We start from the raw sequence: 23342 nt of genomic DNA, 5'->3' as shown, positions 1-23342 counted from the left end.
CCTATTTGAATAGGCGGGTAATACACCCATTTACCGACCGCCACCAAATTTCAAATTTCAATCGATACCCGATAGTTATGTAGGAATTTCTTAAGGCCAGAGTTTGAGAAGTCAATCACGCGAGAATCCAATCTTCTCTGCGCCCACTTTTTGCTAAACGCATCCTCTAATATCCATTGACCCAGACTGCCTGCCAGATGATTACGTCTCTCACTCCAGTCTAAACAAGACTTGCACAATGGACGCCGAGTCTTTCTCAACTCCTCAATATCAACACCTAGTTTAGAGAAAAATTTCTTCCCTTTTTCAGTCAGTTCCGCACTCTGAAACTCTTCGATGATGATACCTTCTGCCATTAGAGAGTCATATAGAGCAACTCCGAAACTCCCAGCCAGATGATCGTAACAAATTCGAGCTTTTCTCAGGTCAGGATTTGCCGGGCCAGTATCAATACTTCTGCGCGCCTGCGTACTACTTATATTGAGCAGCTTCTCCAATATTTCCGCCACCTCATGATCGCGCAACTGAAAATATTTATGGCGCCCTTGTTTGCGCACCACCAGCAAACTGCCCTCGGTAAGTTTGGATAAATGCGTACTCGCTGTCTGAGCACTGATATCCGCCTCACAGGCCAATTCGGTTGCCGTCAGGGCTTTACCACTCATCAGTGCCATTAACATTTTTGAGCGAGTCTTATCACCAATCAGACCCGCCACCAGAGATATATCAGGCTCCATAAGCACACCAAATAGTTCGTTGTAGATCGAAGCATAAAAACTATTGAGCCATAGAATGCAACGTATCCCAAACAGAGGCAAAGCTTATGACGATTACCTGCTTTATCGAGTATTGTATAAACCCCCATCAATTGGAAGAATTCAGAGAGTATGCAGAGAACTGGGGAAAAATTATCCCTGAATGCGGAGGCGAACTCTTAGGTTACTTTCTACCCTATGAAGGCACAAATAACCGTGCCTTTGGCCTGATCAGTTTCGATAGTCTGGTGAGTTACGAGCAATATAGAAAACGGCTTAAAACCTCCGAATTGGGCGCTGCCAATTTCCGCGTTGCTATGAACAAGAAGTTTATCAACAAGGAGAAACGTTCATTCCTTCAGCCGGTGCCATGTACTTATCTAGCCATAAACCAAGGATATGGAAAATAAAGATGATCGCCGTTATTTTTGAGGTAACACCTAAAGAGACAGGCAGAGAATCCTACTTTTCCAAGGCCCAAGAGCTAAAGCGCTGGCTTCAGTATATTGATGGGTTTATTTCGGTGGAAAGGTTTCAAAGTCTCTCCAGACCCAACACCGTTCTCTCTCTGTCGTTCTGGCGAGATGAGCAAGCAGTGCAAACCTGGAAAAATCAGATGCAACATCGAGAGGCCCAGCAACTGGGCAGAGACAGCTTATTTGAGCATTACCGCATTCGCATAGCTCAAGTAGTGCGTGATTACGATATCCATCGAGAGGAAAATACTAAATGAGTTAATTAGGATGAGACATTTATCCCAAGAGGCCAAATAAATTCTTTAATCCGACTGGCGAGGCGATAATTTCAATCGATCACTTTGTGCTTACTACAGCGATCAAGTAATAACCCTATTATTTGGAAATAACATAAGAAAAACCGGTACCAGAAATTCAAAAATCCGCTAAGAGCACAATAGCTGAAACCGGCTTTTCTTGCGATTAAGACTAATTAAGATCGGTGGCGTATTGGCGTAACAGTTGCAAAGGTACGATTTCCAATGCTTTCAGGTGGGTACGCTGTAAAAAAACTCGCGGGGCCCTATCCTGCTGCTGGGCCTCTAACCAGCGCGCGGCACACAGACACCAGCGATCTCCCGGGGCCAGTCCCGGGAATCCATATTCCTCAATGGGGCGACTTAAGTCGTTGCCACGGCTGCGGGAAAATGCGAGAAATTCGGCACTCACCTCGACACAAACCGTGTGGGAGCCCTGGTCCTCTTTGCAGGTATTACAGCAGCCATCGCGAAAAAAACCGGTCATTGGCGCCAAGCTACAGGGAACAAGAGGGTCGCCAAACACATTGACGGAATTATCCTTTTCCATAATCAGCCCGGCCCCGTACTGTCATTGAGCAACTCGATATCCACCAGCTGCCAATGCAGGCCATTGCGCTGCATTATCAGCCGCAGCTCCGCCCGGTCGGCCTCGCCATAATCGACACTGAAGTGATTGATATCGGTAAAGCGCCACTTGAGACGCTTCCAGTTGCGCTTGGAGCCCTGCTCTGAATCTTGCTCCCCTAAGGGAATAGCTCGCTCCTCCTGGGCTGCCCCCCCACCAATCAGTTCCCGCTCTATACCCCGTAAGTCATCACCGCCACGCAGTAGGGCAGCGATCCCCTCAGGGGTGACAAACTGTTGCATCAAAGGCCCCATCACAAAGTTGGCCCCGGCACTCAGGAGTTCATCAAACTCTTGCGGAATTGAATTACCTATAGATGAGCGCAGCTGTTCCTGCATGCGAACTCTTAGATTGTCACGTAATACCGGAAAATCCACATAGCGCTCGAGAGTATCGATACTCTCACGCCTTTTTTCCGGCTCCTCAGCTTTAGCCATCTGCGCAGCCCGCTGTAACTGGTCCATTGAATAGAAGGGTAGCGCCACATATCCGGCGGCGATCAAAACCAGTATCACAGCTCCCGCCCATAGAGTTCTCTTCATTATTACCTCTCCTTTTTACGTCTAGGGGGAATTTTATGCTGAGAAAGATCCATCACCTAATTTGCTGCTGTACTGGCGTGGCATTGTTCCTAAATCACGCCTGTGAGATATTCGCCCCCAAGACTCTGCACACCCACCCAGTTAACTTTTAATAAGGACATCAGACAGGATGAGTGATATTTATCAAGCTCCTCAGGCACAGCTAGCCGAGGGGGAAGAGAGTGGTGATTTTGGCTCTATTGAGAAAGGCATTGCCGGAGATTATTCGTTTGCGATCGGGGAGATCCTCAGCGAAGCCTGGGAGCGTACCAGCGGTAACAAAGGCACGGTGTTGATCGGAGCACTGCTTTACGTAGTCGGCTCAATAGGTATCAGTATCGTGGCTGGGCTGCTTACCGGTGCCGGTGGCGCTGCAGTACTGGGTATGGGGAGTACAGATCAAGCTTCTCAATCTATGTTTTTTGGGGCATTGATTTACCAACTTATCGTCATTATTGCCGGTGCGCCGCTGGCCGTTGGTATGGCGATGATTGGAATCAAAATAGCCCGCGGGGAACAAACATCTGGAGCCGAGGTGTTTTCCTACTTTGACAAGATCGTACCCTTAGGCATTGGTACTATTATCATGTACTTGATGATTATGCTAGGCTCCCTGCTGCTGGTCATTCCCGGTATTTACTTGGCCATCGCATACTTGCTAGCAATGCCTTTGATTGCCGACCGCAATCTAGGCCCCTGGCAGGCCCTGGAAACATCTCGCAAAGCAATCTCCAAAAACTGGTTCGCTTTCTTCGGACTCATAATCGTACTGCTACTGACCTATATGGCCGGCAGTTTAGCGCTGCTCATTGGCCTTATTTGGGCCATCCCCCTGTGCAGCATTGCCTATGGCGTCGCATATCGTAAGATCTTCGGCAGCCCCCACAAAGTCTGACTTTTAAAATAATCCAACAGGAGCGGTGGCTTGCTGGATACCACCTATAACGTCGAAACCCCCGAGGGTATCGATCTACGCGCGCGGGCCGCTGGGCCTGTGCCGCGCATCCTCGCCTTTGCCGTGGATGTGTTTTATCGAACCCTAATACTCGCTGGGCTCGGCATAGGCCTGGCCTTTGCCAAAACTGCCGGTATGGGGATCTGGCTAGTCTGCTCCTTCCTGTTGGAGTGGTTTTACCCGGTGTTTTTCGAGGTGCTGCGCGGCGGCCAGACACCGGGCAAAAAGGCCTTTGGCCTGGTGGTGGTGAACGACAACCTCACTCCCATCTCCTGGGGCGCCTCTATTGTGCGCAACCTGCTGCGCTTCGCCGACTTCCTACCTTTCGCCTACGCCACCGGCGTAATTGCCATGACCCTGGGGCGCAACTTTCAGCGCCTCGGCGATTTGGCCGCAGGTACCCTGGTGGTCTACCGCGACACGGACAAGGTACCCATGGCACTGCCGGACACAACACCGCTGCCGCCACCACGCAATTTCAAACAGCAGGACCAACTAGCCCTGATCAGCCTGCTGGAGCGCCACGACGACTTGAGCGAGGCGCGCCAACAGGAACTCGCCAATTTGCTCGAGCCGATCACTGCCAAGAGAGGCCGCGCCGCGCTGGAGTACCTGCGCGCCGTGGGTAGCTGGTTATTGGGTGGCAGGGGCTAGGAATTCATGAGACAGAGAGATTTTGAAAATCGCCACCGCGACAGCTGGGCACAGCTGGAGACCTGGCTTAAAAACGATCAGGCCCGCGCTGAAGTGGCCACACCGGACTTGCCCGCCGCCTACCGCGAGCTGTGCCAGCAACTGGCGGTCGCCAAGGAGCGCCAGTACACTAGCCGCCTGATCGACCACCTCAACCAGCTGGTCACGTCGGCCCACCACCGTGTTTACCGCCAGCAAACCCTGCGCCGCAAGGGTTGGTTACACTACCTGGTAGCCGGATTTCCCCAGGCCGTGCGCGCCAACGGCCGCGTGGTGGCTCTGGCCAGTGCACTGTTTTTGCTGCCCGCCCTGGTGATGGGCATCGGCACCTACAACAACGATGCATTAATTTATGCGGTCATGGCTCCCGGCGATGTGCTCTCCCTGGAATCCATGTACGACCCCGGCAATCGCGTGCTCGGGCGTGAGCGCGGCTCGGATACCGACCTGGCCATGTTCGGTTTCTACATCAAGAACAATATCGGAATTGCTTTTCGCACTTTTGCCGGGGGCATACTGTTCGGCTTCGGCTCCATCTTTTTTTTGGTTTTCAACGGCATCTACCTCGGCGCGGTATTTGGCCATATCACCAGAGTGGGGTTTGTAACCACCTTCTACCCCTTCGTGATCGGCCACGGCGCCTTTGAGCTGACCGCCATAGTGCTGGCCGGAGCCGCCGGCCTGCTGCTCGGGCGCTCGCTGGTAGATCCGGGTCAACACCGACGCTCGGTAGCCCTGCGCCTAGCCAGTGTCGAGGCCATGAAAATTATGTACGGCACCTTCCTGATGCTGGTGATCGCCGCCTTCCTAGAGGCCTTCTGGTCGTCCAGCACGGCCATGCCCATCGCGATCAAACTCGGCTTCGGCGCTCTTCTGTGGCTGCTGGTATTCGCCTATTTCGCCCTGGCCGGGCGCGGGGGTTCCAGCCATGCAAGTTAAGCATCTGGCGGTACGCGCACGCCTGCGCTCACCCTGGGAGTCCATCGACTTGGGCATCGCCCTGGCGCGCAAATACTGGCTGCCAATGTTTCTGGTCTGGCTGATACCGGCTGCCTTGCTATTGGGCCCTCTCGCTTGGTTTTTCCCCGGCCATCCGGGCTGGTCGCTGTTCGCGGTCTGGTGGCTAAAACCCGTGTTCGACCGCCTGCCGCTGTTTATGATCAGCCGCACCCTATTCGGCACGCCGGTATCCGCGCTGGCGGCACTGAAAGCGTTTTTCCGGCAGAACCGCACCGACTGGCTCGCCTGGATCACGATCCGCCGCCTGAGCCCCACGCGCGCCTTCGATATGCCGGTGACCGTACTGGAGCAGTCCAAGGGCGGCGCGCGCGCTGCGCGTATCGGCGTACTGCACCGCAAACATTCCGGAGCCGCTACCTGGCTGACTTTGACCGGTATCCACCTGGAGACCTTCTTCCTGATCGCCGCCTTTATCCTTATCTACCTGTTTATCCCCGAGCAGGTTACGGCAAATATCGAGTGGACGCCCCTGGTCCGCGGCGAGACCCTGGCGCTGGAATGGGTCTCCAACGTTCTCTGTCTGCTAATTATGGCGGCGGTGGCACCGTTTTATATTGTGAGCGGCTTCTGTCTGTATATTGGTCGGCGCATCGAGCTGGAAGGCTGGGATATCGAGATCCAGTTCCGCGATCTGGTGGAGCGCCACCAGCGCGCTCAACAGTCGCGCAAGCCCACTGCAAACGGCGCCTCGCCTCTGGCCACGGTGTTACTGCTGTGTGCGCTCGCCTGTGCCTCGCTGACACCGACGCCACAGGCCTGGGCGGAAACTCTAGAGAGCCCCCAGCAGGCGCAACAACATATCGATAAGATCCTCGCGGCAGAAGACTTCCACAGGATCGAGGAGGAGAGCGGCTGGCGCCTCAAAGACTTTGATAGCGAACAAGGAAAAATTCCCGAGTGGCTGATCAAACTGTTCGAGTGGCTGTTCGAATGGCTCAGCGAGAACGCCGATGAAGCCGACAATTCCTCGGGTATCAACTGGGGAGCTCTGCTTGCCAAGCCCATTGAGTTACTGCTTTGGATCGGTGTAATCGCCGGGTTGATCTATCTGGGCTGGCGCCACCACGAGGCCATTCTCAACAGCGTGCGCTGGCAGCCTAATGCGAAAACAAAAGCGGCGGAGGCGCCGGAGACCCTATTTGGCCTCGACGTGCGCCAGTCCAGTCTGCCCAACGATGTGTGCGCGGAGGTACTGCGCCTGTGGCGGGCGGGCGACCAGCGCGCCGGCCTGGGCCTTTTATATCGCGCCACCCTGTCCCACCTGATCGAGGACTTCCAATTTTATTTTGGCGACCACCTCACCGAGAACGAGTGCGCCCAATTGGTAAGTCAGCGCCAGCGGACACCAGAAGGCCTGCAGCGCCCGGTGAGCGCGCCTATGAGCCAGTTTGTACAGCAGCTCACGATGAACTGGCAGCAACTGGCCTACGCCCACCGCCCCCCCGCCGATACACAGGTAGGCGACCTGTGCCAGCAGTGGCAGGAGGTATTTGCCAATGACCGCTAAACGCCTGTTGATTGGTTTCGCTCTGCTGCTGTGTGCCGCGCTGGCATGGCTGTTCCTCGCGTTCTTTGAGCGCTACACCGAGGAAAAGGACCGTGGCTGGGGAGCAGAAGCACGACGCAATCCGTTCCTGGCCGCCGAGCACTACCTGGCCGAGGTGGGGCTGGAGCCCCGCCAGGCGGAAAATATCTCCGTGCTGAATATGCTGCCTGCAGACGCCACCCTGTTTATCGCCAGCTCCAGTCAAATCTACAATCCTCAGCGCGTTGAGGAGCTATTGCAGTGGGTTGAGAGCGGCGGCCACGCCATCGTAGTCGCGCGCACTGAAGGCTTCGATTTCGACAAGGGACGCAGCGAAGAGCGCGACTGGCTGCTGGAGGCCCTCGGCGTCTCCATGATTGAGGGGCATGAAGAGTTTCATTTTGAGCACCCTCTGCAACCGCTGATAGGGGAAGACGCCGAACTGAACCCTGAGCAGAGCCCCGGCGAGGCCCTGCGCGAATACAACCGCAAGATCGATGAGGGGCTAGTCGAGGATAAAGCCGAATCAGAGGCAGAGAAACCTCGCAACCCGGATGTGGAGCCAGAAAACCTGGTCACCCTACCCACCGCCAGCGGGGCCGAAATTCAGTTACATTTCGACGCCAGCCACCTGCTCTACCACGAGGGCATCGATGACAGCAGCGCCGAGGGCGCCCCCCTATTCTTTGCCAAAGTTTGGCGCGAAGACGAGGCAGCGCCGTTTATGCAGTTTGGACGGGGCACCGGCGTCATCACCCTGCTGACCGACAGCACCATCTGGCAGTCTCACCGTATCGGCCACTTCGACCACGCCTATTTCCTTCAGCTACTGGCCGGCAGTGGCGATTTTGTCTTCCTGACGCGCCCGCGATTCGAATCGCTGGGGTTCCTCGCGCGCAAGTATGCCGCCGAGTTTTTTATTTCCGGCCTGCTCGCCCTTTTCGGCTGGCTACTACTGCGCGCACGTCGCTTCGGCCCCCTGCAGCCGCCACCGGAAACCGTACGCCGCTCACTGCTGGAACATATCTCTGCCTGTGGGCACTATTACTGGCGCGACGACCAATGTGAGCGACTGCTGCGCGGCCAGCGCGAGGCGCTGCTGCGCCGTCTCGGCGCGGCAGGGGCCAGCGCTGCCGCCCGGCAAAAGCTGTGTAAAAAGCTCAGCGCCGAAACCAATCTCAGCGAACACAGCATCATCGCCTGCCTGTGGGGCAAACCGGCGATCAGCGAAGAATCCTTTACCGAACAAATGCGCACCCTGCAGCGAATTGAGGCAGTCCTATGAGCGATACCACCCTGAATCCCGAACCACAAACCCACAGCCAGGCGCCAGATTGGCAGACCGCTTCAGCCCAGTTGCAGTTGCTGCGTAACACGATCAACCGCCTATTGATCGGCCAGGAACAGGTGGTCGAACAGGTCCTGGTGGCGCTGCTGGCTTCGGGCCACGTGCTGCTGGAGGGCGTACCCGGTCTCGGCAAGACCCTGCTGGTGCGCACCCTGGCCAACTGTTTCGGCGGCAGCTTCCGCCGCATCCAGTTCACCCCGGACCTGATGCCGGCGGATGTCACCGGCCACGCCATGTACAACATGGGCGAAAGCCGCTTCGAAGTGCGCCGCGGCCCGGTGTTTACCAACCTGTTGCTGGCGGACGAGATCAACCGCGCCCCCGCCAAGACCCAGGCCGCCCTACTCGAAGTGATGCAGGAGAAACAGGTCACTATCGACGGCACAGCGCTGCCGGTGCCCAGCCCCTTTATGGTGCTGGCTACTCAAAACCCCATCGAGCAGGAGGGCACTTACCCGCTGCCGGAGGCGGAACTGGACCGATTCCTGCTCAAAGTTCTGATCGACTACCCAAGCCTGGAGGCCGAGCTGCAACTGGCCGCCGCCGCCAGCAGTGGCCGTATCGAGCAGCGCCTGCGGGAGAAACCCGCCGGGGAAATCACCATCGCGCAGTTGCAACAATTACAAGCCCTGGTACCGCAAGTGGCGCTGGATCAGCAGGTGCTGGACTACGCCGTGCGTCTGGTGCGCGCCACCCGCAAAGCAGCCCAACTGCGCAGCCCCGCCGGCCCCCGCGCCAGTATCGGCCTGCTGCAGGCCGCCCGTGCCAGCGCTCTGCTGCAGGGTCGCGAATTCGTGCTGCCGGACGATATCAAAATGATGGCGATTCCGGTGATGCGCCACCGCGTGAGCCTCTCCCCGGATATGGAGATCGATGGCGAAACCACCGACAGTGCTCTGGCAATGATCATCGATAGCGTCGAGGCACCGCGGCTGTGACACAGAGCGTCGCCGCGACAGAGGTTTCGAGCGCAGAGCCCCGCCTCGGACGTCCCGGACCCAGCCACCGCCTGATCAAACTCCTCGGCTACTGGTGCCTGACCGCACTGGCCGTGAGTGCCGCGCGTATTTGGCTACCCCAGTCTGCAGACCTGGTGGTCTCACTGTGGTGGACCGGCGGGGGCCTGTTGATCGGCGCGGCCCTGCTGGATCTCCTCACCGGGCGCAGAGTGAAGGGCCTTGAGGGCGCACGAAAACTGCCCGGCAATCTGGCCCTGGGCGTGCGCAACAGCGCGCGCTTGAAACTGCGCAACAGCGGCCCTCGCGCGCTAAAGCTTTGGGTGTGCGACAGTGTGCCGCAACAACTGGCCAGCACCGGGCTACCGCGCCAAGCAAAGCTGGAGCCGGATCAGGAAGTTGCCATCGAGTACTCCTTGGTGCCACACCGCCGCGGCAGTGCTGAATTCGGGCGTATCGAAGTACTCGCCGATTCCCCCTGGGGCCTGTGGCAGACCCAGATGTGGCTCGGAGACAAACAGACCGTGAAGGTCTACCCCAACTTCCTCGGTATTTCCTCCCTACAAGCGCTTTCCACCGAACAGACCCTGCGCCAGCTCGGCCTGCACCAACAGCAGCGGCGCGGCGAGGGCATGGACTTCCGCCAGCTGCGCGAATACCGCCAGGGCGATAGCCAGCGACAGGTCGATTGGCGCGCAAGCTCGCGCCTGCGCAAACTGATCAGCCGTGAATACCAGGACGAGCGCGATCAGGAAATCATCTATATGCTCGACTGCGGTCGGCGCATGCGCGCCAAAGACGGCGAGCTGAGCCATTTCGACCACGCACTTAACGGCCTGCTGCTATCCGCCTATGTGGCGATTAAACAGGGCGATGCCGTGGGCCTGCAGGCATTTGCCGCCGCTCGCGACAGCTCCGGTGGACAGCTGCCGCCGGTCAAGGGCGAGAGCGCGATCAACCTACTGCTCAACAATGTCTACGACCTCCACTCCGGCACCGGCAGTGCAGACTATAGCGGCGCCGCCCAGCAACTGTTGGCCACCCACAAGCGCCGCGCCCTGGTGATCCTGATCACCAATCTGCGTGATGAAGACAGTGCCGAACTGCTCACCGCCGTGCGACTGCTCACCCGCAATCACCTGGTGATGGTGGCCAGCCTGCGGGAAACGGCCGTAGACCGCGTGGCGCAAAAGCCCATCGGGAATTTTTCCGAAGCGGTCGACAGTGCCGCAGCACAGGATTTCCTGCGCCGGCGCGCACGCCTGTTACAACAGTTGCAAGCCTGTAACGTATCCGTCGTCGACTCCCGCCCGGAGCTGTTGCACCAAGCGTTGGTAGAAGCCTACTGGCGCCTGAAGCGCAGTGGAAAAATCTAACCAGCGCCTGCACCTGGGTTCCATTAAGTTGCAGTGGGCCGTCCCCAAGAGAGATACTCGTGCTGTTCAAGAAATAGAATTCCACAAAAACAGGGAACCCAACACGAACATGTCTCAAAACACAATCGAGCTGCTCAGCCGTGCAGCGGTAAAGTCTTCCCCCTTCCCCCACTTTTACCTTGAGCGCTCACTGGCTTCTGAAGAGGCCAGCGCCCTGATCGCCGATTTCCCCCCCCTGGACAAAGGCGGCAGCTTCAATATCAACGATGTGAAGACTACCGAGCGCCTGCGCGATTTTGTCGAACAGTTTGGCAGCCCTGAAGTAAGACAGATTCTCGGCGAAAAATTTTCCGTCGACCTGTCCGATAAGCCGATGATGGCGACACTGCGTGGGTATTCCCGAGCCAAGGACGGACGAATCCATACAGATTCGAAAAGCAAATTGATTACGCTTTTGATCTACCTCAATGATGAATGGCCGGCGTCTACCGGCCGCCTGCGTATCCTGCGCAGTGGCGATAACATGGACGATTACACCGATGAATTACTCCCAGGCCCGAGTTCCCTGGTTGCTTTCAAGGTGACCGATAATTGCTGGCATGGTTATCCCAGTTTTGTCGGTAAACGCCAGGCGATCCAGATCAATTTTTTAAGCGGTGACAAAGCGAAAAAGAAGCACCAGTTTTTTCACGGCATCAGCGCGCGAATAAAATCCCTCTTCCAGTAAAATTATCGGATAAAGATCCTCGCTCGATAGGGAGCACAACAAATTAATAAACACTCCCTGCCCATATTTTGATGATGGCAGTGGCACTTTTACCACCTAACGGGTAATCTGTTGCCACCTGCCCGAGAAATCGAAATCGGCCCCGGTCATCTTAAGATCCACTATTTATGAGCCCCCAGCGCATCTTAAAAAGCCGCCCACACCTGCCCCAATGGCAGGCGCTGTTGCTTTTAGTGGTGTTTCTCAGTGCGCGTGGTTTGGTACCTGCGGGATTTATGCCCGCCGCCTTTGCGGACTCTACCCCCTACGGCCTCTGTCACGGCGACAGCCGCAGCGCACTTTTATTAAATGCCCTGGCAAGCCCGGTAGAAGAGCACCACCACGGCCCTCAGACTGAAACGAGCGGGCATAACCACGATACGCTGACCGCACATTCTTTTGCCGACAATCATTGTAATTTTTCCGCCGCGGCCAGCCTGGCCAGTGCGCCGGCGGCAGAGCTGTATGCAGCCATCGCGGGAAACATCCTGCCCACGCCAGCCATCGGTTTCAGTCCGGTTCATTCCCACAGACATACCCGCCCTCTTATCCGCGCCCCGCCGGTTTAACACCACCGTTTTTCCATTAATTTTTCAGCACTGAAAAAGTGTGTCGAAAATTCGAGGTCTGATTTCGAGGCTGGGTAGCGCGCGTCATAATGAAGCGTTTACTCGCGATTAACCTGGCCAGGCTGTTACAGCCGTATATCCGCCTCGTCAAAATAGGAATTCCCAGCTGTGATTACGGCCGGGATAAATCCGTGCGCGCCTTTTTACGCGCACGTATAACCGTGTCCGCTGCACGGTCTGATAAACGGATAAGTCAGTATGTACAATTTTAAATTTTCAAAGAAATTTTCACTGCACACACCACTCAGCCTGGCCATTATTGCCGGCTGTACCTATTCCGGCACGTTGCTTGCCAACGAGAAGAACAGCAGCAAAGAGGGAGAAATGGAACAGATGGTAGTCACCGGGGTAAAAACCGAGCTGCCTCTCAACCTGGTGACAGACCCCAAAATGCCTCGCCAACCCCTGCCTGCCAATGACGGTGCCGATTACCTGAAAACGATTCCCGGTTTTTCCGTAGTCCGCAAAGGCGGCACCAGTGGCGATCCCCTATTGCGCGGTATGGGCGGTTCGCGCCTGGGCATGCTGTTGGATGGGGAATCGATTATGGGCGGCTGCCCCAGCCGCATGGACCCGCCCACCGCATATATTTTCCCCGAGAGCCTCGATGAAATCGAAGTGATCAAGGGGCCCCAAAGTGTTGTGCATGGGCCGGGTAATTCCGCCGGGGTAGTACTGTTCAATCAGCTGCAGGAGCGTCCCAGCGAATCGGAGTGGGATATACACGCGAGCCTGCTCGGCGGCAGTGCCGATCGCAAAGATGGACTCTTTGACCTCGCCTATAAAACCCCTCAACTTTCCCTGCGCGGTTCGGCGACCTCCGCTTCCGCCGATGACTATGAAGATGGTGACGGCAACCAGGTGCACTCCAACTATGCGCGCTGGAACAGCAAGGTAAACCTAGCCTGGACTCCAAACGACGATACCCGCCTGGAATTCGATAGCACCTTTAGCGACGCTGAAGCGGCCTATGCCGACCGGGGCGCTGACGGCAGTAAGTTTGATCGAGAAAGCTATAGAGCAAAATACCGCCGCAGTAACCCCGGGGGGCTGTTGAGTGCCATTGAGATTCAGGCGTATTACAACTACATCGACCACGTTATGGATAACTACAGCCTGCGTGAACCTGCAGGGATGGCAGCTAACCCCAGCGCCATGAATTTAGACAGCGAGACCTATGGAACCAAGCTGAGCCTGGAGTTTGCCCCTGCGGATAACATCGAGCTAACCGCCGGCCTGGATACACGAGAAAACCGCCATAGCAGCCGCATGAGCATGAACCAAACGATGCTTGATTACCGTCAGCTCGCGCGGGATGCAGATGCCGAATTTTCCCAGCTGGGTATTTTCTCCGAGGCCGGGTGGCAGATAGCTCCCAATCAACGCTGGATTGTCGGTGCCCGCCTAGACGACTGGGAAGTTCGCGACCTGCGCGAGACGATCTCTCTCTCGATGATGTCCTCTGTGGAAAACCCCAGTGCCGGGGAAACTCGCTCGGAACGCCTACCTAGCGGTTTTCTGCGCTATGAGCGAGCGCTGCCAACAGCACCTGAAAACTCAGCCACTCTCTATGCTGGCCTGGGATACAGCGAACGCTTCCCCGACTATTGGGAAATTTTCTCTCGCGAAGCGGAGGATTCCTACAGCGCACTCAATGTGGAAGCGGAAAAAACGACTCAGTTAGATATCGGCTATATTTACCGCGATGAAAATCTGTCCGCCAGTATTTCCGCCTTCGCCAGTGCTATTCGCGACTACCTGCTGGTACAGAATGACTTCCAGAAGACGGCGCTAATGGCAGAGATGAACGATATGTCCAGCATGGGCGACGACATGGATATGGGGAGCTCTTCAGGCGGCCGCACTGTTGCGGTAATACGCAATGTTCAGGCGCGGACCTGGGGACTGGAGCTGGATGCCAGCTATCAATTAACCGACAACTGGCGCAGTGAATTCACTCTGACATCAGTGCGCGGCGCCAACGATAGCGACGAGAGCACTCTGGCCCAACTGCCTCCACTGGAGGCGCGCCTAGGGCTCCACTACGAGCATACCCAGTGGTCTGCGGGTATTCTGTGGCGGGCAATAGCCAGCCAGGATCGTGTCGATGTCGGCAAAGGCAATATCATCGGACAAGACTTCGGTCCCACAGACTCTGCCAATGTGCTGTCAATTAACGCGGGCTGGCGGCCAAACAAGCGTCTGCTGTTGACGGCGGGAATAGATAACCTTCTCGATGAAACTTACGCGGAACATGTCAGCCGCGCCGGTGCGGAAATTCCTAACTTTCCACAACTCGACAGGGTGAATGAACCCGGCAGGATCCTCTGGTTAAAGACTATTTATCGTATTTAAATCGAGTATTTTCCAGCCGGTTCACTGGCTGAGTAAACGGAGCGGGAAGCCCCTGCGGGTTCCCCGCTTTATAAGTGCGCTGTCATTTATCGCACTATGCTCAAACAATAAATACGCACGCCAACAAGGCGGCTAAATAATAATATTAAAATCGATAGGAAAGATTGAGACTTAAAGTGCGCAGGTGTCCCAGGTTCACTCGATAGATCGAGCCAATATCATTGTAATTGTACTCAATGGAGGTATCGAAATCCGGGTTCCACATAAACCGGTAACCGAGGCCCAGATTCCAAAAGGTATCGCTGCCATTTGCATTGATGACATGGTAGTAATAGCCATCATAATACCAATCATCCTCGCGATCCAAAGGGTGCCACTTGTCTTTGTGGTGATACCAGTAGCCGTATTTACGCACATTATTCAGGTCAATATCGGCATAATTCCAGCCAGCCATCCAATAGAGGCACTGGACATAGCAGTTCAGGGTAAAATCCACCTTGAAATTCAGACCCACCTGATTGATTTTCACGCGGCTGTCATCAAATCGTGAATAGCGCAGGTTTACCTGCCACACACCCACCGCCGGGGTAATTCCCACGCTGGCATAACCGAAAAAATCCCGCTGACTATTGAGCTGCAAATCTCCAGATCCCAAGCCCAGCGTGGTGATAACCCGATACTCCCCAGACTCTATACCCTCAAAAGGATTATTCCATTCCACCGCACTGACCACAGGCGACACTAGCAGGGCCAGGGCAAAGAAAATTACTTTCATGACAGACATCCTTGCATCACGATACTTATTAGGGAATCTCTGAAAATTTCGTAATATCTCTGTGGGGCGTTTGTCGATCAGGCACCATGACCTCACAGAGTCCAGCCTCAGAAAAGCTATACACTCTCGACATCGATAATGGCCCAGATGCCACCCGCAAAGGCGGGGTTTTCTCGTAGATGATCCACATCCTGTGGCTTGGGTATGGGCTTCCCGGCCTTGTGTAACTCTTCGAGGCGCTGGAATATTGTTTCCGCCATTTTTTGCAGGGCGCCATCTAAGGTTTCGGCATAGCAATGACAATGCGGCAGGTCCGGTGCTATGGCACCGAAGCCGGCGTATTCAATATTGTGAAGCACAACCGGGTAGCGCATTGGAAAATTCTCTTAGTCATTAGCTTTCCAAAGCGTAGACGGGTTTCAATCTGGTGAAGGCAATCTGGCAAGGAAAATCCACTATTTTTCCAGTGCAATAAATCCAGCGGTAGTATTTCTAATTGAGACAGACGCCTTCAGTAAATAATTATTTATTTTATTAAGCAATGAATAATTCCGTAGTGCCACTGGCACCCAGATCGCAGCACAATAAGTACATGTTTTTGCAGGACCCCTCTAACCTGGCGAGTCTTAAAGGACATAACTGTCAAGTTGGATCGATTGCAAAGTGCCAAGCTTGGATCATTCGCGGTAAGCTGCGCCTTTCATCTGCCGCTTTTAAGTAAACCAATTATAAAATTATCCAAAAATTCCTTTAAGCCATTATCGGCTCACAAGGAGACTAAGAGTAAGGAAGGGCTTCCCAGCATTCTGCTGATAAATTAAAACAGACCTATGGGATTTTGGATCAATCTTAGAAAAAATATTGTTTTGCGCAAATTACAGGGAGGAGTCAGCGTGGCATTCTTCCCAACAGCGCCCGGCGGGAAAAGATCATACCGTTTAATGTGCGTCGCAGTAGCGTTTGATTTTCCGAATCGGTTTCCGCAATAGCATCCTGTTGCCGCTGCAACCAAGCAATTTCATCTTCGAGCTGCCGGCGCAGACCGCGAGTTTCACTGAGTGGCGGCTCATTATGGCTCATATGGCTGGGCATGCTGCCGGCCTTTTCTGTTTTTATCTAAGGGCGTGACAAATAATATTGCGCCCCCAGCGGGGTGGGGGCATGGCAAGCTTAGTTCACGGATGACTCTGTGTTGAGTAAATCCTGCCAATCGAAAGACGCATCTCCGATCACATAAAAAAACGGATTCAACAGGGAATCCTTACGGTTGTAGCGCAGCAGCTTGAATTGATCATCGACTACCGTGCCACCGGCCGCCTCGACCACCGCCTGGGCTGCGGCGGTGTCCCATTCGCATGTTGGTGCCAGCCTGGGGTATAGGTCTGCGGCACCCTCCGCCACCAGACACAATTTGAGAGAGCTCCCCATGTTTTTACAGGCCACCGCTCCCAACCTGGATTCAATGCGCTCCACCAATTGATCCACGGCACCGGCACCATGACTGCGACTGGCGACCAGCTCAACCGCTTCGCCCGACTCCAGACGCTGTCTCAATGGACGCACACGGATATCTGTATCACCGGATACGGTACGTTTAAAAGCGCCAGCACCTTTGCCGCCAGCATAAGTGATATCCAACACCGGCACATACACCACCCCCAGCACGGGCTCGCCGTTTTCGATCAGCGCAACGTTTACGGTGAACTCGCCGGTGCGGCGGATAAATTCCTTGGTGCCATCCAGCGGATCCACAATCCAGTAGCGCTGCCACTGGCTGCGCTCGGCAAAAGAGGGCATTTCCTGCTCTTCGGACAACACCGGGACACCTTCGATCAGCTGCGCCAGCGCTGGGGCGAGGATCTTGTGGGCAGCCAGATCCGCCGCAGTCACCGGTGAATCGTCCGCCTTGGTTTCCACTTCCAGGTCGGCACTGCTGTGGTAAACCGTCAAAATGGCTTCCCCGGCGCCTTTGCAGATTGCGATTACCTGCTCCAATAATGCCTTATTCATTAAAACTCCCTTATTTTTTAGGCTGTGATTTTAGGACCTTAGGCGGAAAAAAGATCTTTTACAGACAGATAGCGCTCACCGCTGTCATAGCTAAATACCAGTACGCGACTGCCTGGGGCGAACTCACCCTCACGTTTTTTCAACGCCGCCAAACTGGCGCCGGAGGAAATACCCACAAAAATGCCCTCCCGCAAAGCGCACTGACGCGTCATTTCAAAACTATCCTCTTCGCTGACCAAAATAGTGCCGTCGAGCATCTCGGTATTCAGAACCTCCGGAATAAAGCCCGCACCAATTCCCTGTAGGCGGTGCAGACCTTTATCGCCACCACTGATCACCGGAGATTTTTCCGGTTCGACGGCAAACACCTGCAGCTTGGGAAAAGATGCCTTGAGAACCTCACCACAGCCCGTGATATGGCCGCCGGTGCCGACTCCGGTAATCAGATAATCCAGCCCCTCGGTGAAGTCGGCCAGAATTTCTTTAGCGGTAGTTTCTCGATGTACCTGGACATTGGCGCGATTGTTAAATTGCTGAGGCATCCAACCGTTGGCATGTTCTGCCAGTAATTCTTCAGCTTTGGCGATAGCGCCCCCCATCCCCTGTTCCTTGGGCGTGAGTACCAGCTCGGCCCCCATGGCCGTCATCACCTGCCGCCGCTCCAGTGACATGGATTCCGGCATGGTAAGAATCAAGCGATAGCCCTTCACTGCCGCCACCATGGCCAGACCGATTCCGGTGTTGCCGGAGGTGGGCTCAATAATCACACCGCCCACCGGCAGGGCGCCGCGACGCTCGGCATCCTCAATCATCGCCAGGGCGATGCGGTCTTTAATACTGCTGCCGGGATTGAAGCGCTCCACCTTCATCCACACCTCAATATCTGAGCGGAACAAGTGGTTAATGCGCACATGGGGGGTATTGCCGATGGTTTCCAGAATATTGGCTGCCTTCATCGATAAAGCTCTCCGTTAATGACTTTCTCGGCAAACACGTCGTTCTGCCTATAAATAATTGCCTGAAGACAGATAGTAACCCAGATGCGCGCCACCCCAAGTGGCTCGGGTAAAAATCCAGGCGGTGGTAAAAGCTGGTAAATTCTTCAGGCAATCACAGCGATTAAACGGGTAACCCCCCATCTTGTCTAAACCAGTTAATTGGCTCGCCAGCTTAAGGCGCCACTGAATAAAGAATCTGATAATAATAAGAGGCATCACTATGATCGTTAACGCTCCCACCGCCCATCAATCCAGTCCTTTCCTGCCCTGTACATTTGTGCTCTGTGCCGCTCTTTTTGTGCTTCTTGACGGCCTCGGAGTTACTGGCCTTTGGATGGCCTCCTTAAAAGCCCTGCCGATCGCCATCCTCGCCCAACTGGCACTGCGACAGCTGTATGGGCTCAGTCGCAGCCTGACACTCGCAGCCCTGGCTTTTTCTGCACTCGGCGATGTGCTGCTGGAAATAACATTTACCCACCACTTTATCTTTGGCCTAGGCGCCTTTCTGCTAGCCCAACTTCTCTACGCTGCTAACTTCCTGCGCCACGCCGACTTCCGCAATCGCCGCAGCCTGATGCGAATCCTGCCGGTGATTCTGTGCGCTCTTGTGCTGGCCCGGCTGATTCTTCCTGTCACCGGGGAACTGGCACCGGCAGTGCTGTTTTACCTACTGGCCATTGTCGCCATGGCCCTGGGCGCGGCGGCACACCGGGGCAACTCGGGCCTATTATTCACTGGCGCAATCACCTTTATGCTGTCCGACACGCTGATTGCTCTAAATAAATTTGTCACCCCGCTCCCCCTTGCCGATACAGCAATTATGCTCACTTACTACAGTGCACAGTTCGCCATCCTGTACGGCATACGCCGCACCCAGGCATAATGTCCCTTAATCTAGGGTATATATGGGGACAGCTACACTTTGGCCTCCCTCCCCACCACTGAGAGGTAGACAGGCCCCATGCTCGACTGGCGAAGTATCGACACTGTGCTGCTGGATATGGACGGCACCCTGCTGGATTTGCACTACGACAACCACTTCTGGCTCGACCATCTGCCCAGGCGCTACGCCGAAGTGCATGGCCTGGACCCACTGCACGCACAGGAAACCCTGCAAAAAGAGATCGATGCCCGCCGCGGTACCCTGGAGTGGTACTGTCTCGATTTTTGGGCGGAGACCCTACAGATGGATATCCTCGAAGTGCTGCGCGAAATTGAGGAACGCATCGCCCTGCGCCCCCACACCGAGGCCTTTCTCCAGGGCTTGCAAAAGCTGCGCAAACCCACTTATCTGGTCACCAATGCGCACCGCCTTGGGCTCGAGCACAAGCTGGAACTTACCGGTCTCGACCGCTGGTTTGACGGCATTATCTCCTCCCACGATTATGGACACGCCAAAGAGAGCGAACGATTCTGGCACGTCCTGCGCGAAGAGGTGACGTTCGACCCACAGCGCACCTTGTTTGTGGACGACAACCAGAGCGTACTGGCCGCCGCACAGGATTACGGTATCGCCCACCTGCTGTGTATCCGCCAACCCGACAGCCGCGGCCCCAAACGCGAGATCAACAACTTCCCGGCAATTCATCATTTCGATGAAATTATGTCGCCGCACCACAGCAATAATTAACCCGCAGAGTTCGGGTAACGCCTATATAACGACAGGTTTCGATGGAAAAAGTACGTATAGACAAGTGGCTTTGGGCCGCGCGCTTCTTCAAGACCCGCAGTATCGCCAAACAGGCGATTGAAGGCGGCAAGGTGCATGCCGATGGGCATCGGGTCAAAGCCAGCAAGGAACTCACCGTTGGTGCGCTGTTGAGTATTCGCCAGGGCTGGGACCAGATGGAGGTGGAGGTTATCGCCCTCTCCGACCAGCGCCGCGGCGCCGATATCGCCCGTACCCTCTACCGCGAGACCGAGGACAGTATCACCCGGCGCGCTCGCGAGCGCAGCGAGCGCCAGGCGGCCAACGGCGGTATCCAGCCCGAGCGTCCCAACAAAAAGCAGCGCCGCCAGATCCATCGCTTCCTGCGAGAGCAGGACTAGCGGTAAATAACCAGAGTGGTGAAAATTCCGCCATTTTTATTCATAGCTGCTAAACTGGCTCAACTTAACCCGATAGAAAACAGCCCCGATGAAACGACTGATCGCCATCTCTCTGTTGCTTCTGCTCGGCGTGCAGACAGCCCTCGCCGATAGCCGCGAACACGAGCAGCTCAAGCGCTCGATTATTAAGATTTACACCACCGCCTCGGCCCCGGATTACTTCAATCCCTGGGCGCTGTTGAACCCCAAACAGCTCTCCGGCTCCGGTGCGGTTATCCGCGGTCAGCAGATCCTCACTAATGCCCATGTCGTGGCCAACGGCAGCTTTATCCAGGTGCAGCGCCATGGCGATGCCAAGAAATTCCGCGCCCGAGTGAAGTTCGTCTCCCACGATGCCGATCTGGCCCTGCTCACCGTGGATGATGACAATTTCTTCAGTGACACCCGCCCCCTAACGCTGGGCAAGCTGCCCGACCTGCAGGAAGAAGTCACCGTATACGGCTACCCCATCGGCGGCAAATCCCTGTCGATCACCCGCGGGGTTCTATCGCGGATGGAGCATCAGTACTACGCCCATGCCGAAAGCTACCTGATGGCCGGCCAGATCGACGCTGCCATCAACCCCGGCAATAGCGGCGGCCCTGTGATTTCCGGTGGCCGCATTGTCGGTGTAGCCATGCAGACCAATCAGAGCGCCGAAAATCTGGGCTATTTCGTGCCCCCCAGCGTGATTGCCCATGTGCTTGAAGACGCCACAGACGGACAACACCAGGGCTTCCCCGAACTGGGCGTGGTCACCCAGAGCCTGGAAAGTCCCTCCATGAAAAAAGCCGCCGGCCTCAGCGAGGATCAGGATGGCGCCATGATCGTCAAAGTTTTTAGCGACTCCCCCTCCGCAGGGACTTTCCAGCCCGGAGATGTCCTGCTCGAAGTCGACGGTTTTAAGGTCGCCGCCGATCGCACCGTGGAGTGGCGTGAAAATCAGCGTACCAATTACCACTACGCCGTAGACCTACACCATGTTGGCGACAAACTACCGGTGCGCTTCTCCCGCAACGGCGTGGAACAAACCGCAGAGGTGACCCTGGACGCAGCGCCCCCCTCCCGCGCTCTGGTCGTGGGTGAACAATTCGACCAACAGCCCCGCTACTACATCTATGGCGGCGTGGTATTCGTGCCCCTGAACATGAACCTGATCAAGCGCTGGGGCAACAACTGGCACTCCAAGGCCCCTATCGACTACCTCTATGCGCGCAATCAATGGGGTGAAGAAACCCGCCGCGAACTGGTAGTAGCCCTCAAGGTATTGCCCGCCAACGTCAATTTGGGCTACCACGACTGGAAGAACTGGATCATCGATTCGGTCAATGGCCACACTGTTGCGGACTTCGACGAATTCGCCCAGCTGATGGAAACCAACAAAGAGACCTTCGTGGAGCTGCGCGACCGCTCCGGTTACCGCATGGTGCTGGATCACGCCGAGGCCCAGGAGCAGGAACCGCTGATTCTGCAGACCTACCATATTCCCCAGCGCCACTCGCAGGGACTGTTCAGCAGATTGGCCAATAAAGAGGAGTAAGGCCCGCGATAAGGGCTAGGGAGAAGCCGTGAAACTACTGAGAGGAACCTTGTTTGGCAGCCTGATGGTGGCTGCCACTGCCGGGGCTAGTGAACTCTATCGCTGGGTCGACGCCGACGGGCGTGTACATTTCAGCGACCGCCCCCCAGCGGAGGCCAAGGCCCAGGATATATCCGGGCAGCTCAATCCGATCAACTCCGCCGAGGCCACCAAGAATCGGCCGAGCTTGATCACCTCCCCGGCCACAACCACCGGCCGAGAGCAGCAAAAACGCCAACAGAAGGAGCAGCAGCGCAACTGCAGCAGAGCGCGCCAGCGTCTACGCGCGATCAATGGGCGCGTGGCCTTTATCGACAATAATGGCAAAGAGGTTCGCTATTCCGAGCGCGAGCGCCAACAAATGGCCAAAAAGCTCCAGCGGGAAATCGCCAGCCGCTGCGGCTGACCCCAAAAAACCACCTCCTTCAGCCGGCATATCGCTTGCCGGCGCCACAATTATCCAGGCCGGCTACCATTTAGACATATCCACCTCTAAAATCCCGCGGTTTTAATACCGAGGCAATCGATCTATGTCCGATCAGCTGGAACGCTTTATCTTTTCCCAACACGATATACGCGGGCAGATGGTGACCCTCACCGATGCCTACCGCGAAGTGCTGGAACACAACCCGCTGCCTGCGCCGGTGGCGCATCTGCTGGGAGAGTTTCTCGCGGCCGCCGCCCTACTTTCCACCACCCTGAAGTTCGAGGGCATACTGAGTCTGCAGGCCCGCGGCGAAGGGGATGTACCACTGATTATGGCGGAATGTACCCACCACAGCGATTTGCGTGGTATCGCGCGGGTTGCCGAGGGAGCACAAATCAGTGAAGACGCCAGCCTGAGCCAACTGATCGGTCCGCGCGGCGTCCTCTCAATCACCCTGGAACCGAAACGCGGCGAGCGCTACCAGGGCGTTGTCCCCTTGGAAAAAGACAGCCTGGCCGGCTGCCTGGAAGACTACTTCATCCAATCAGAGCAACTCGATACCCGCTTCTGGCTGGAGTGTGACGGCAGCAGTGTGGGCGGCATTATGCTGCAGGTGTTGCCCGGCAATAACGCCGCCAGCGCAGAGGAAAATCACGATGCCTGGGAAACCGCCCTGCACCTGGCAGATACCGTGAGCGCCGATGAGCTGTTTCACGTTCCCCACGACGAGTTGATTCACCGCCTGTTCCACCAATTGCAGCCGGCGAGCCTGGGCACCGACAGTATTCGCTTCAAGTGCAGCTGCTCCAGAGAGCGCAGCGCGCACGCCCTGATTTCCCTGGGCGCAGAGGATGTATACCGGCTACTGGAAGAGCAAAATGGTGAGATTATAACCGACTGCCAATTTTGTAACGCTCAGTACCGCTTCGACCGAGAGCAGGTTGAATCCCTTCTGAGTGCGCCGCCCCATACCTTGCACTAGGGGCAGTTGCCACCGGCGGGGGAACAATTTTCGCCACTGGCTGGCCCAGCTTCCGCACACGAAGATTCACATAATCTATAGGGTAAAATTACTACATAGATCAAGTGAATCAAAAACAGGTAAA

The 23342-nt window shown here is 55.8% G+C and carries 26 protein-coding genes; 18 read left to right on the top strand and 8 right to left on the bottom strand.

What is annotated here, in order from left to right; translation table 11 throughout:
• Nucleotides 1–50: 50 nt before the first annotated feature.
• Nucleotides 51–818, bottom strand: a complete 768-nt coding sequence (locus ACCI51_RS05365) for an ArsR/SmtB family transcription factor (RefSeq protein WP_371842865.1) — start codon at nt 816–818, stop codon at nt 51–53.
• Between the two features lie 5 nt (nt 819–823).
• Here ACCI51_RS05365 and ACCI51_RS05360 point away from each other — a divergent pair, with 5 nt between their 5' ends.
• Nucleotides 824–1165: an NIPSNAP family protein gene (locus tag ACCI51_RS05360; RefSeq protein WP_371842864.1), complete on the top strand. Its 342-nt coding sequence runs from the start codon at nt 824–826 to the stop codon at nt 1163–1165.
• Nucleotides 1166–1167: 2 nt separating this feature from the next.
• On the top strand, nt 1168–1488 hold the full coding sequence (locus ACCI51_RS05355) for an antibiotic biosynthesis monooxygenase family protein (protein WP_371842863.1): 321 nt from the start codon (nt 1168–1170) through the stop codon (nt 1486–1488).
• A 211-nt stretch (nt 1489–1699) separates the two neighbouring features.
• Here the strand turns inward: ACCI51_RS05355 and ACCI51_RS05350 are convergent, their stop codons facing one another.
• Both ACCI51_RS05350 and ACCI51_RS05345 read right to left on the bottom strand, forming a co-directional pair.
• Complete coding sequence (locus ACCI51_RS05350; RefSeq protein ID WP_299585508.1) at nt 1700–2077, bottom strand: DUF2237 family protein; 378 nt, start codon at nt 2075–2077, stop codon at nt 1700–1702.
• 2 nt (nt 2078–2079) lie between these two features.
• Nucleotides 2080–2697 (bottom strand): DUF2939 domain-containing protein, encoded by a 618-nt coding sequence (locus ACCI51_RS05345; protein ID WP_299585510.1) that lies wholly within the window; start codon nt 2695–2697, stop codon nt 2080–2082.
• Nucleotides 2698–2866: 169 nt separating this feature from the next.
• Here ACCI51_RS05345 and ACCI51_RS05340 point away from each other — a divergent pair, with 169 nt between their 5' ends.
• The 10 genes from ACCI51_RS05340 to ACCI51_RS05295 all read left to right on the top strand — a co-directional run bounded on the left by ACCI51_RS05340 (nt 2867) and on the right by ACCI51_RS05295 (nt 14359).
• Nucleotides 2867–3631 (top strand): DUF2189 domain-containing protein, encoded by a 765-nt coding sequence (locus ACCI51_RS05340; protein ID WP_371842862.1) that lies wholly within the window; start codon nt 2867–2869, stop codon nt 3629–3631.
• Between the two features lie 30 nt (nt 3632–3661).
• Nucleotides 3662–4345, top strand: coding sequence for an RDD family protein (locus ACCI51_RS05335; protein ID WP_371842861.1), 684 nt, complete (start codon nt 3662–3664; stop codon nt 4343–4345).
• 6 nt (nt 4346–4351) lie between these two features.
• Complete coding sequence (locus ACCI51_RS05330) at nt 4352–5323, top strand: stage II sporulation protein M (RefSeq protein ID WP_371842859.1); 972 nt, start codon at nt 4352–4354, stop codon at nt 5321–5323.
• Nucleotides 5313–6911, top strand: coding sequence for a hypothetical protein (locus tag ACCI51_RS05325; RefSeq protein ID WP_371842858.1), 1599 nt, complete (start codon nt 5313–5315; stop codon nt 6909–6911). The genes ACCI51_RS05330 and ACCI51_RS05325 overlap by 11 nt, the downstream gene beginning before the upstream one ends.
• Nucleotides 6901–8214: a DUF4350 domain-containing protein gene (locus tag ACCI51_RS05320; protein ID WP_371842857.1), complete on the top strand. Its 1314-nt coding sequence runs from the start codon at nt 6901–6903 to the stop codon at nt 8212–8214. Before ACCI51_RS05325 ends, ACCI51_RS05320 begins: the two co-directional genes overlap by 11 nt.
• Nucleotides 8211–9215, top strand: coding sequence for an AAA family ATPase (locus ACCI51_RS05315; RefSeq protein WP_371842856.1), 1005 nt, complete (start codon nt 8211–8213; stop codon nt 9213–9215). The genes ACCI51_RS05320 and ACCI51_RS05315 overlap by 4 nt, the downstream gene beginning before the upstream one ends.
• Complete coding sequence (locus ACCI51_RS05310; RefSeq protein ID WP_371842855.1) at nt 9212–10609, top strand: DUF58 domain-containing protein; 1398 nt, start codon at nt 9212–9214, stop codon at nt 10607–10609. The genes ACCI51_RS05315 and ACCI51_RS05310 overlap by 4 nt, the downstream gene beginning before the upstream one ends.
• Before the next feature lie 109 nt (nt 10610–10718).
• Nucleotides 10719–11336 carry a 2OG-Fe(II) oxygenase gene (locus ACCI51_RS05305; RefSeq protein ID WP_371842854.1) on the top strand — a complete coding sequence of 206 codons (618 nt, stop codon included), beginning with the start codon at nt 10719–10721 and terminating at the stop codon, nt 11334–11336.
• A gap of 167 nt (nt 11337–11503) precedes the next feature.
• Nucleotides 11504–11944, top strand: coding sequence for a hypothetical protein (locus ACCI51_RS05300; protein WP_371842853.1), 441 nt, complete (start codon nt 11504–11506; stop codon nt 11942–11944).
• 258 nt (nt 11945–12202) lie between these two features.
• Entirely contained in the window at nt 12203–14359 is a 2157-nt protein-coding gene (locus tag ACCI51_RS05295; RefSeq protein ID WP_371842852.1) for a TonB-dependent copper receptor, read from the top strand.
• Nucleotides 14360–14504: 145 nt separating this feature from the next.
• Here the strand turns inward: ACCI51_RS05295 and ACCI51_RS05290 are convergent, their stop codons facing one another.
• The 5 genes from ACCI51_RS05290 to cysK all read right to left on the bottom strand — a co-directional run bounded on the left by ACCI51_RS05290 (nt 14505) and on the right by cysK (nt 18100).
• A complete protein-coding gene (locus ACCI51_RS05290) occupies nt 14505–15134 on the bottom strand; it encodes an outer membrane beta-barrel protein (RefSeq protein WP_299585533.1) in 630 nt (209 codons plus the stop codon).
• Nucleotides 15135–15250: 116 nt separating this feature from the next.
• The gene (locus ACCI51_RS05285) at nt 15251–15508 is read right to left on the bottom strand and encodes a type II toxin-antitoxin system HicB family antitoxin (protein WP_371842851.1); all 258 of its coding nucleotides are present in this window, start codon (nt 15506–15508) and stop codon (nt 15251–15253) included.
• Nucleotides 15509–16022: 514 nt separating this feature from the next.
• Nucleotides 16023–16226 (bottom strand): hypothetical protein, encoded by a 204-nt coding sequence (locus tag ACCI51_RS05280; RefSeq protein WP_299585537.1) that lies wholly within the window; start codon nt 16224–16226, stop codon nt 16023–16025.
• Between the two features lie 78 nt (nt 16227–16304).
• On the bottom strand, nt 16305–17144 hold the full coding sequence (cysQ, locus tag ACCI51_RS05275) for a 3'(2'),5'-bisphosphate nucleotidase CysQ (RefSeq protein WP_299585539.1): 840 nt from the start codon (nt 17142–17144) through the stop codon (nt 16305–16307).
• Between the two features lie 38 nt (nt 17145–17182).
• Entirely contained in the window at nt 17183–18100 is a 918-nt protein-coding gene (cysK, locus tag ACCI51_RS05270) for a cysteine synthase A (RefSeq protein ID WP_299585541.1), read from the bottom strand.
• Between the two features lie 262 nt (nt 18101–18362).
• Between cysK and ACCI51_RS05265 the strand changes: the two genes are divergently transcribed.
• The 6 genes from ACCI51_RS05265 to hslO all read left to right on the top strand — a co-directional run bounded on the left by ACCI51_RS05265 (nt 18363) and on the right by hslO (nt 23218).
• Complete coding sequence (locus ACCI51_RS05265; protein ID WP_371842849.1) at nt 18363–19025, top strand: lysoplasmalogenase; 663 nt, start codon at nt 18363–18365, stop codon at nt 19023–19025.
• 78 nt (nt 19026–19103) lie between these two features.
• Nucleotides 19104–19772, top strand: a complete 669-nt coding sequence (gene yrfG, locus ACCI51_RS05260; RefSeq protein WP_371842848.1) for a GMP/IMP nucleotidase — start codon at nt 19104–19106, stop codon at nt 19770–19772.
• A gap of 41 nt (nt 19773–19813) precedes the next feature.
• Complete coding sequence (locus ACCI51_RS05255; RefSeq protein WP_371842847.1) at nt 19814–20191, top strand: RNA-binding S4 domain-containing protein; 378 nt, start codon at nt 19814–19816, stop codon at nt 20189–20191.
• Nucleotides 20192–20279: 88 nt separating this feature from the next.
• Nucleotides 20280–21770, top strand: a complete 1491-nt coding sequence (locus ACCI51_RS05250) for a S1C family serine protease (RefSeq protein ID WP_299585549.1) — start codon at nt 20280–20282, stop codon at nt 21768–21770.
• Nucleotides 21771–21798: 28 nt separating this feature from the next.
• Nucleotides 21799–22215 (top strand): DUF4124 domain-containing protein, encoded by a 417-nt coding sequence (locus ACCI51_RS05245; RefSeq protein WP_371842846.1) that lies wholly within the window; start codon nt 21799–21801, stop codon nt 22213–22215.
• 124 nt (nt 22216–22339) lie between these two features.
• On the top strand, nt 22340–23218 hold the full coding sequence (hslO, locus tag ACCI51_RS05240) for an Hsp33 family molecular chaperone HslO (RefSeq protein ID WP_299585553.1): 879 nt from the start codon (nt 22340–22342) through the stop codon (nt 23216–23218).
• Nucleotides 23219–23342: the final 124 nt, after the last annotated feature.

Source organism: Microbulbifer echini, from assembly GCF_041447225.1.
Taxonomy (GTDB): Bacteria; Pseudomonadota; Gammaproteobacteria; order Pseudomonadales; family Cellvibrionaceae; genus Microbulbifer; species Microbulbifer echini.
This window is presented reverse-complemented; position numbering and strand designations above follow the sequence as displayed.

What these genes read in the sequence shown, in the direction of transcription:
- ACCI51_RS05350 (WP_299585508.1), bottom strand. Translation starts at nt 2,077, where the DNA reads ATGGAAAAGGATAATTCCGTCAATGTGTTTGGCGACCCTCTTGTTCCC.
- ACCI51_RS05285 (WP_371842851.1), bottom strand. Translation starts at nt 15,508, where the DNA reads ATGCGCTACCCGGTTGTGCTTCACAATATTGAATACGCCGGCTTCGGT.
- ACCI51_RS05325 (WP_371842858.1), top strand. Translation starts at nt 5,313, where the DNA reads ATGCAAGTTAAGCATCTGGCGGTACGCGCACGCCTGCGCTCACCCTGG.
- yrfG (WP_371842848.1), top strand. Translation starts at nt 19,104, where the DNA reads ATGCTCGACTGGCGAAGTATCGACACTGTGCTGCTGGATATGGACGGC.
- ACCI51_RS05345 (WP_299585510.1), bottom strand. Translation starts at nt 2,697, where the DNA reads ATGAAGAGAACTCTATGGGCGGGAGCTGTGATACTGGTTTTGATCGCC.
- hslO (WP_299585553.1), top strand. Translation starts at nt 22,340, where the DNA reads ATGTCCGATCAGCTGGAACGCTTTATCTTTTCCCAACACGATATACGC.
- cysK (WP_299585541.1), bottom strand. Translation starts at nt 18,100, where the DNA reads ATGAAGGCAGCCAATATTCTGGAAACCATCGGCAATACCCCCCATGTG.
- ACCI51_RS05320 (WP_371842857.1), top strand. Translation starts at nt 6,901, where the DNA reads ATGACCGCTAAACGCCTGTTGATTGGTTTCGCTCTGCTGCTGTGTGCC.
- ACCI51_RS05340 (WP_371842862.1), top strand. Translation starts at nt 2,867, where the DNA reads ATGAGTGATATTTATCAAGCTCCTCAGGCACAGCTAGCCGAGGGGGAA.
- ACCI51_RS05255 (WP_371842847.1), top strand. Translation starts at nt 19,814, where the DNA reads ATGGAAAAAGTACGTATAGACAAGTGGCTTTGGGCCGCGCGCTTCTTC.
- ACCI51_RS05250 (WP_299585549.1), top strand. Translation starts at nt 20,280, where the DNA reads ATGAAACGACTGATCGCCATCTCTCTGTTGCTTCTGCTCGGCGTGCAG.
- ACCI51_RS05295 (WP_371842852.1), top strand. Translation starts at nt 12,203, where the DNA reads ATGTACAATTTTAAATTTTCAAAGAAATTTTCACTGCACACACCACTC.
- ACCI51_RS05300 (WP_371842853.1), top strand. Translation starts at nt 11,504, where the DNA reads ATGAGCCCCCAGCGCATCTTAAAAAGCCGCCCACACCTGCCCCAATGG.
- ACCI51_RS05290 (WP_299585533.1), bottom strand. Translation starts at nt 15,134, where the DNA reads ATGAAAGTAATTTTCTTTGCCCTGGCCCTGCTAGTGTCGCCTGTGGTC.
- ACCI51_RS05360 (WP_371842864.1), top strand. Translation starts at nt 824, where the DNA reads ATGACGATTACCTGCTTTATCGAGTATTGTATAAACCCCCATCAATTG.
- ACCI51_RS05315 (WP_371842856.1), top strand. Translation starts at nt 8,211, where the DNA reads ATGAGCGATACCACCCTGAATCCCGAACCACAAACCCACAGCCAGGCG.
- ACCI51_RS05355 (WP_371842863.1), top strand. Translation starts at nt 1,168, where the DNA reads ATGATCGCCGTTATTTTTGAGGTAACACCTAAAGAGACAGGCAGAGAA.
- ACCI51_RS05330 (WP_371842859.1), top strand. Translation starts at nt 4,352, where the DNA reads ATGAGACAGAGAGATTTTGAAAATCGCCACCGCGACAGCTGGGCACAG.
- cysQ (WP_299585539.1), bottom strand. Translation starts at nt 17,144, where the DNA reads ATGAATAAGGCATTATTGGAGCAGGTAATCGCAATCTGCAAAGGCGCC.
- ACCI51_RS05280 (WP_299585537.1), bottom strand. Translation starts at nt 16,226, where the DNA reads ATGCCCAGCCATATGAGCCATAATGAGCCGCCACTCAGTGAAACTCGC.
- ACCI51_RS05265 (WP_371842849.1), top strand. Translation starts at nt 18,363, where the DNA reads ATGATCGTTAACGCTCCCACCGCCCATCAATCCAGTCCTTTCCTGCCC.
- ACCI51_RS05305 (WP_371842854.1), top strand. Translation starts at nt 10,719, where the DNA reads ATGTCTCAAAACACAATCGAGCTGCTCAGCCGTGCAGCGGTAAAGTCT.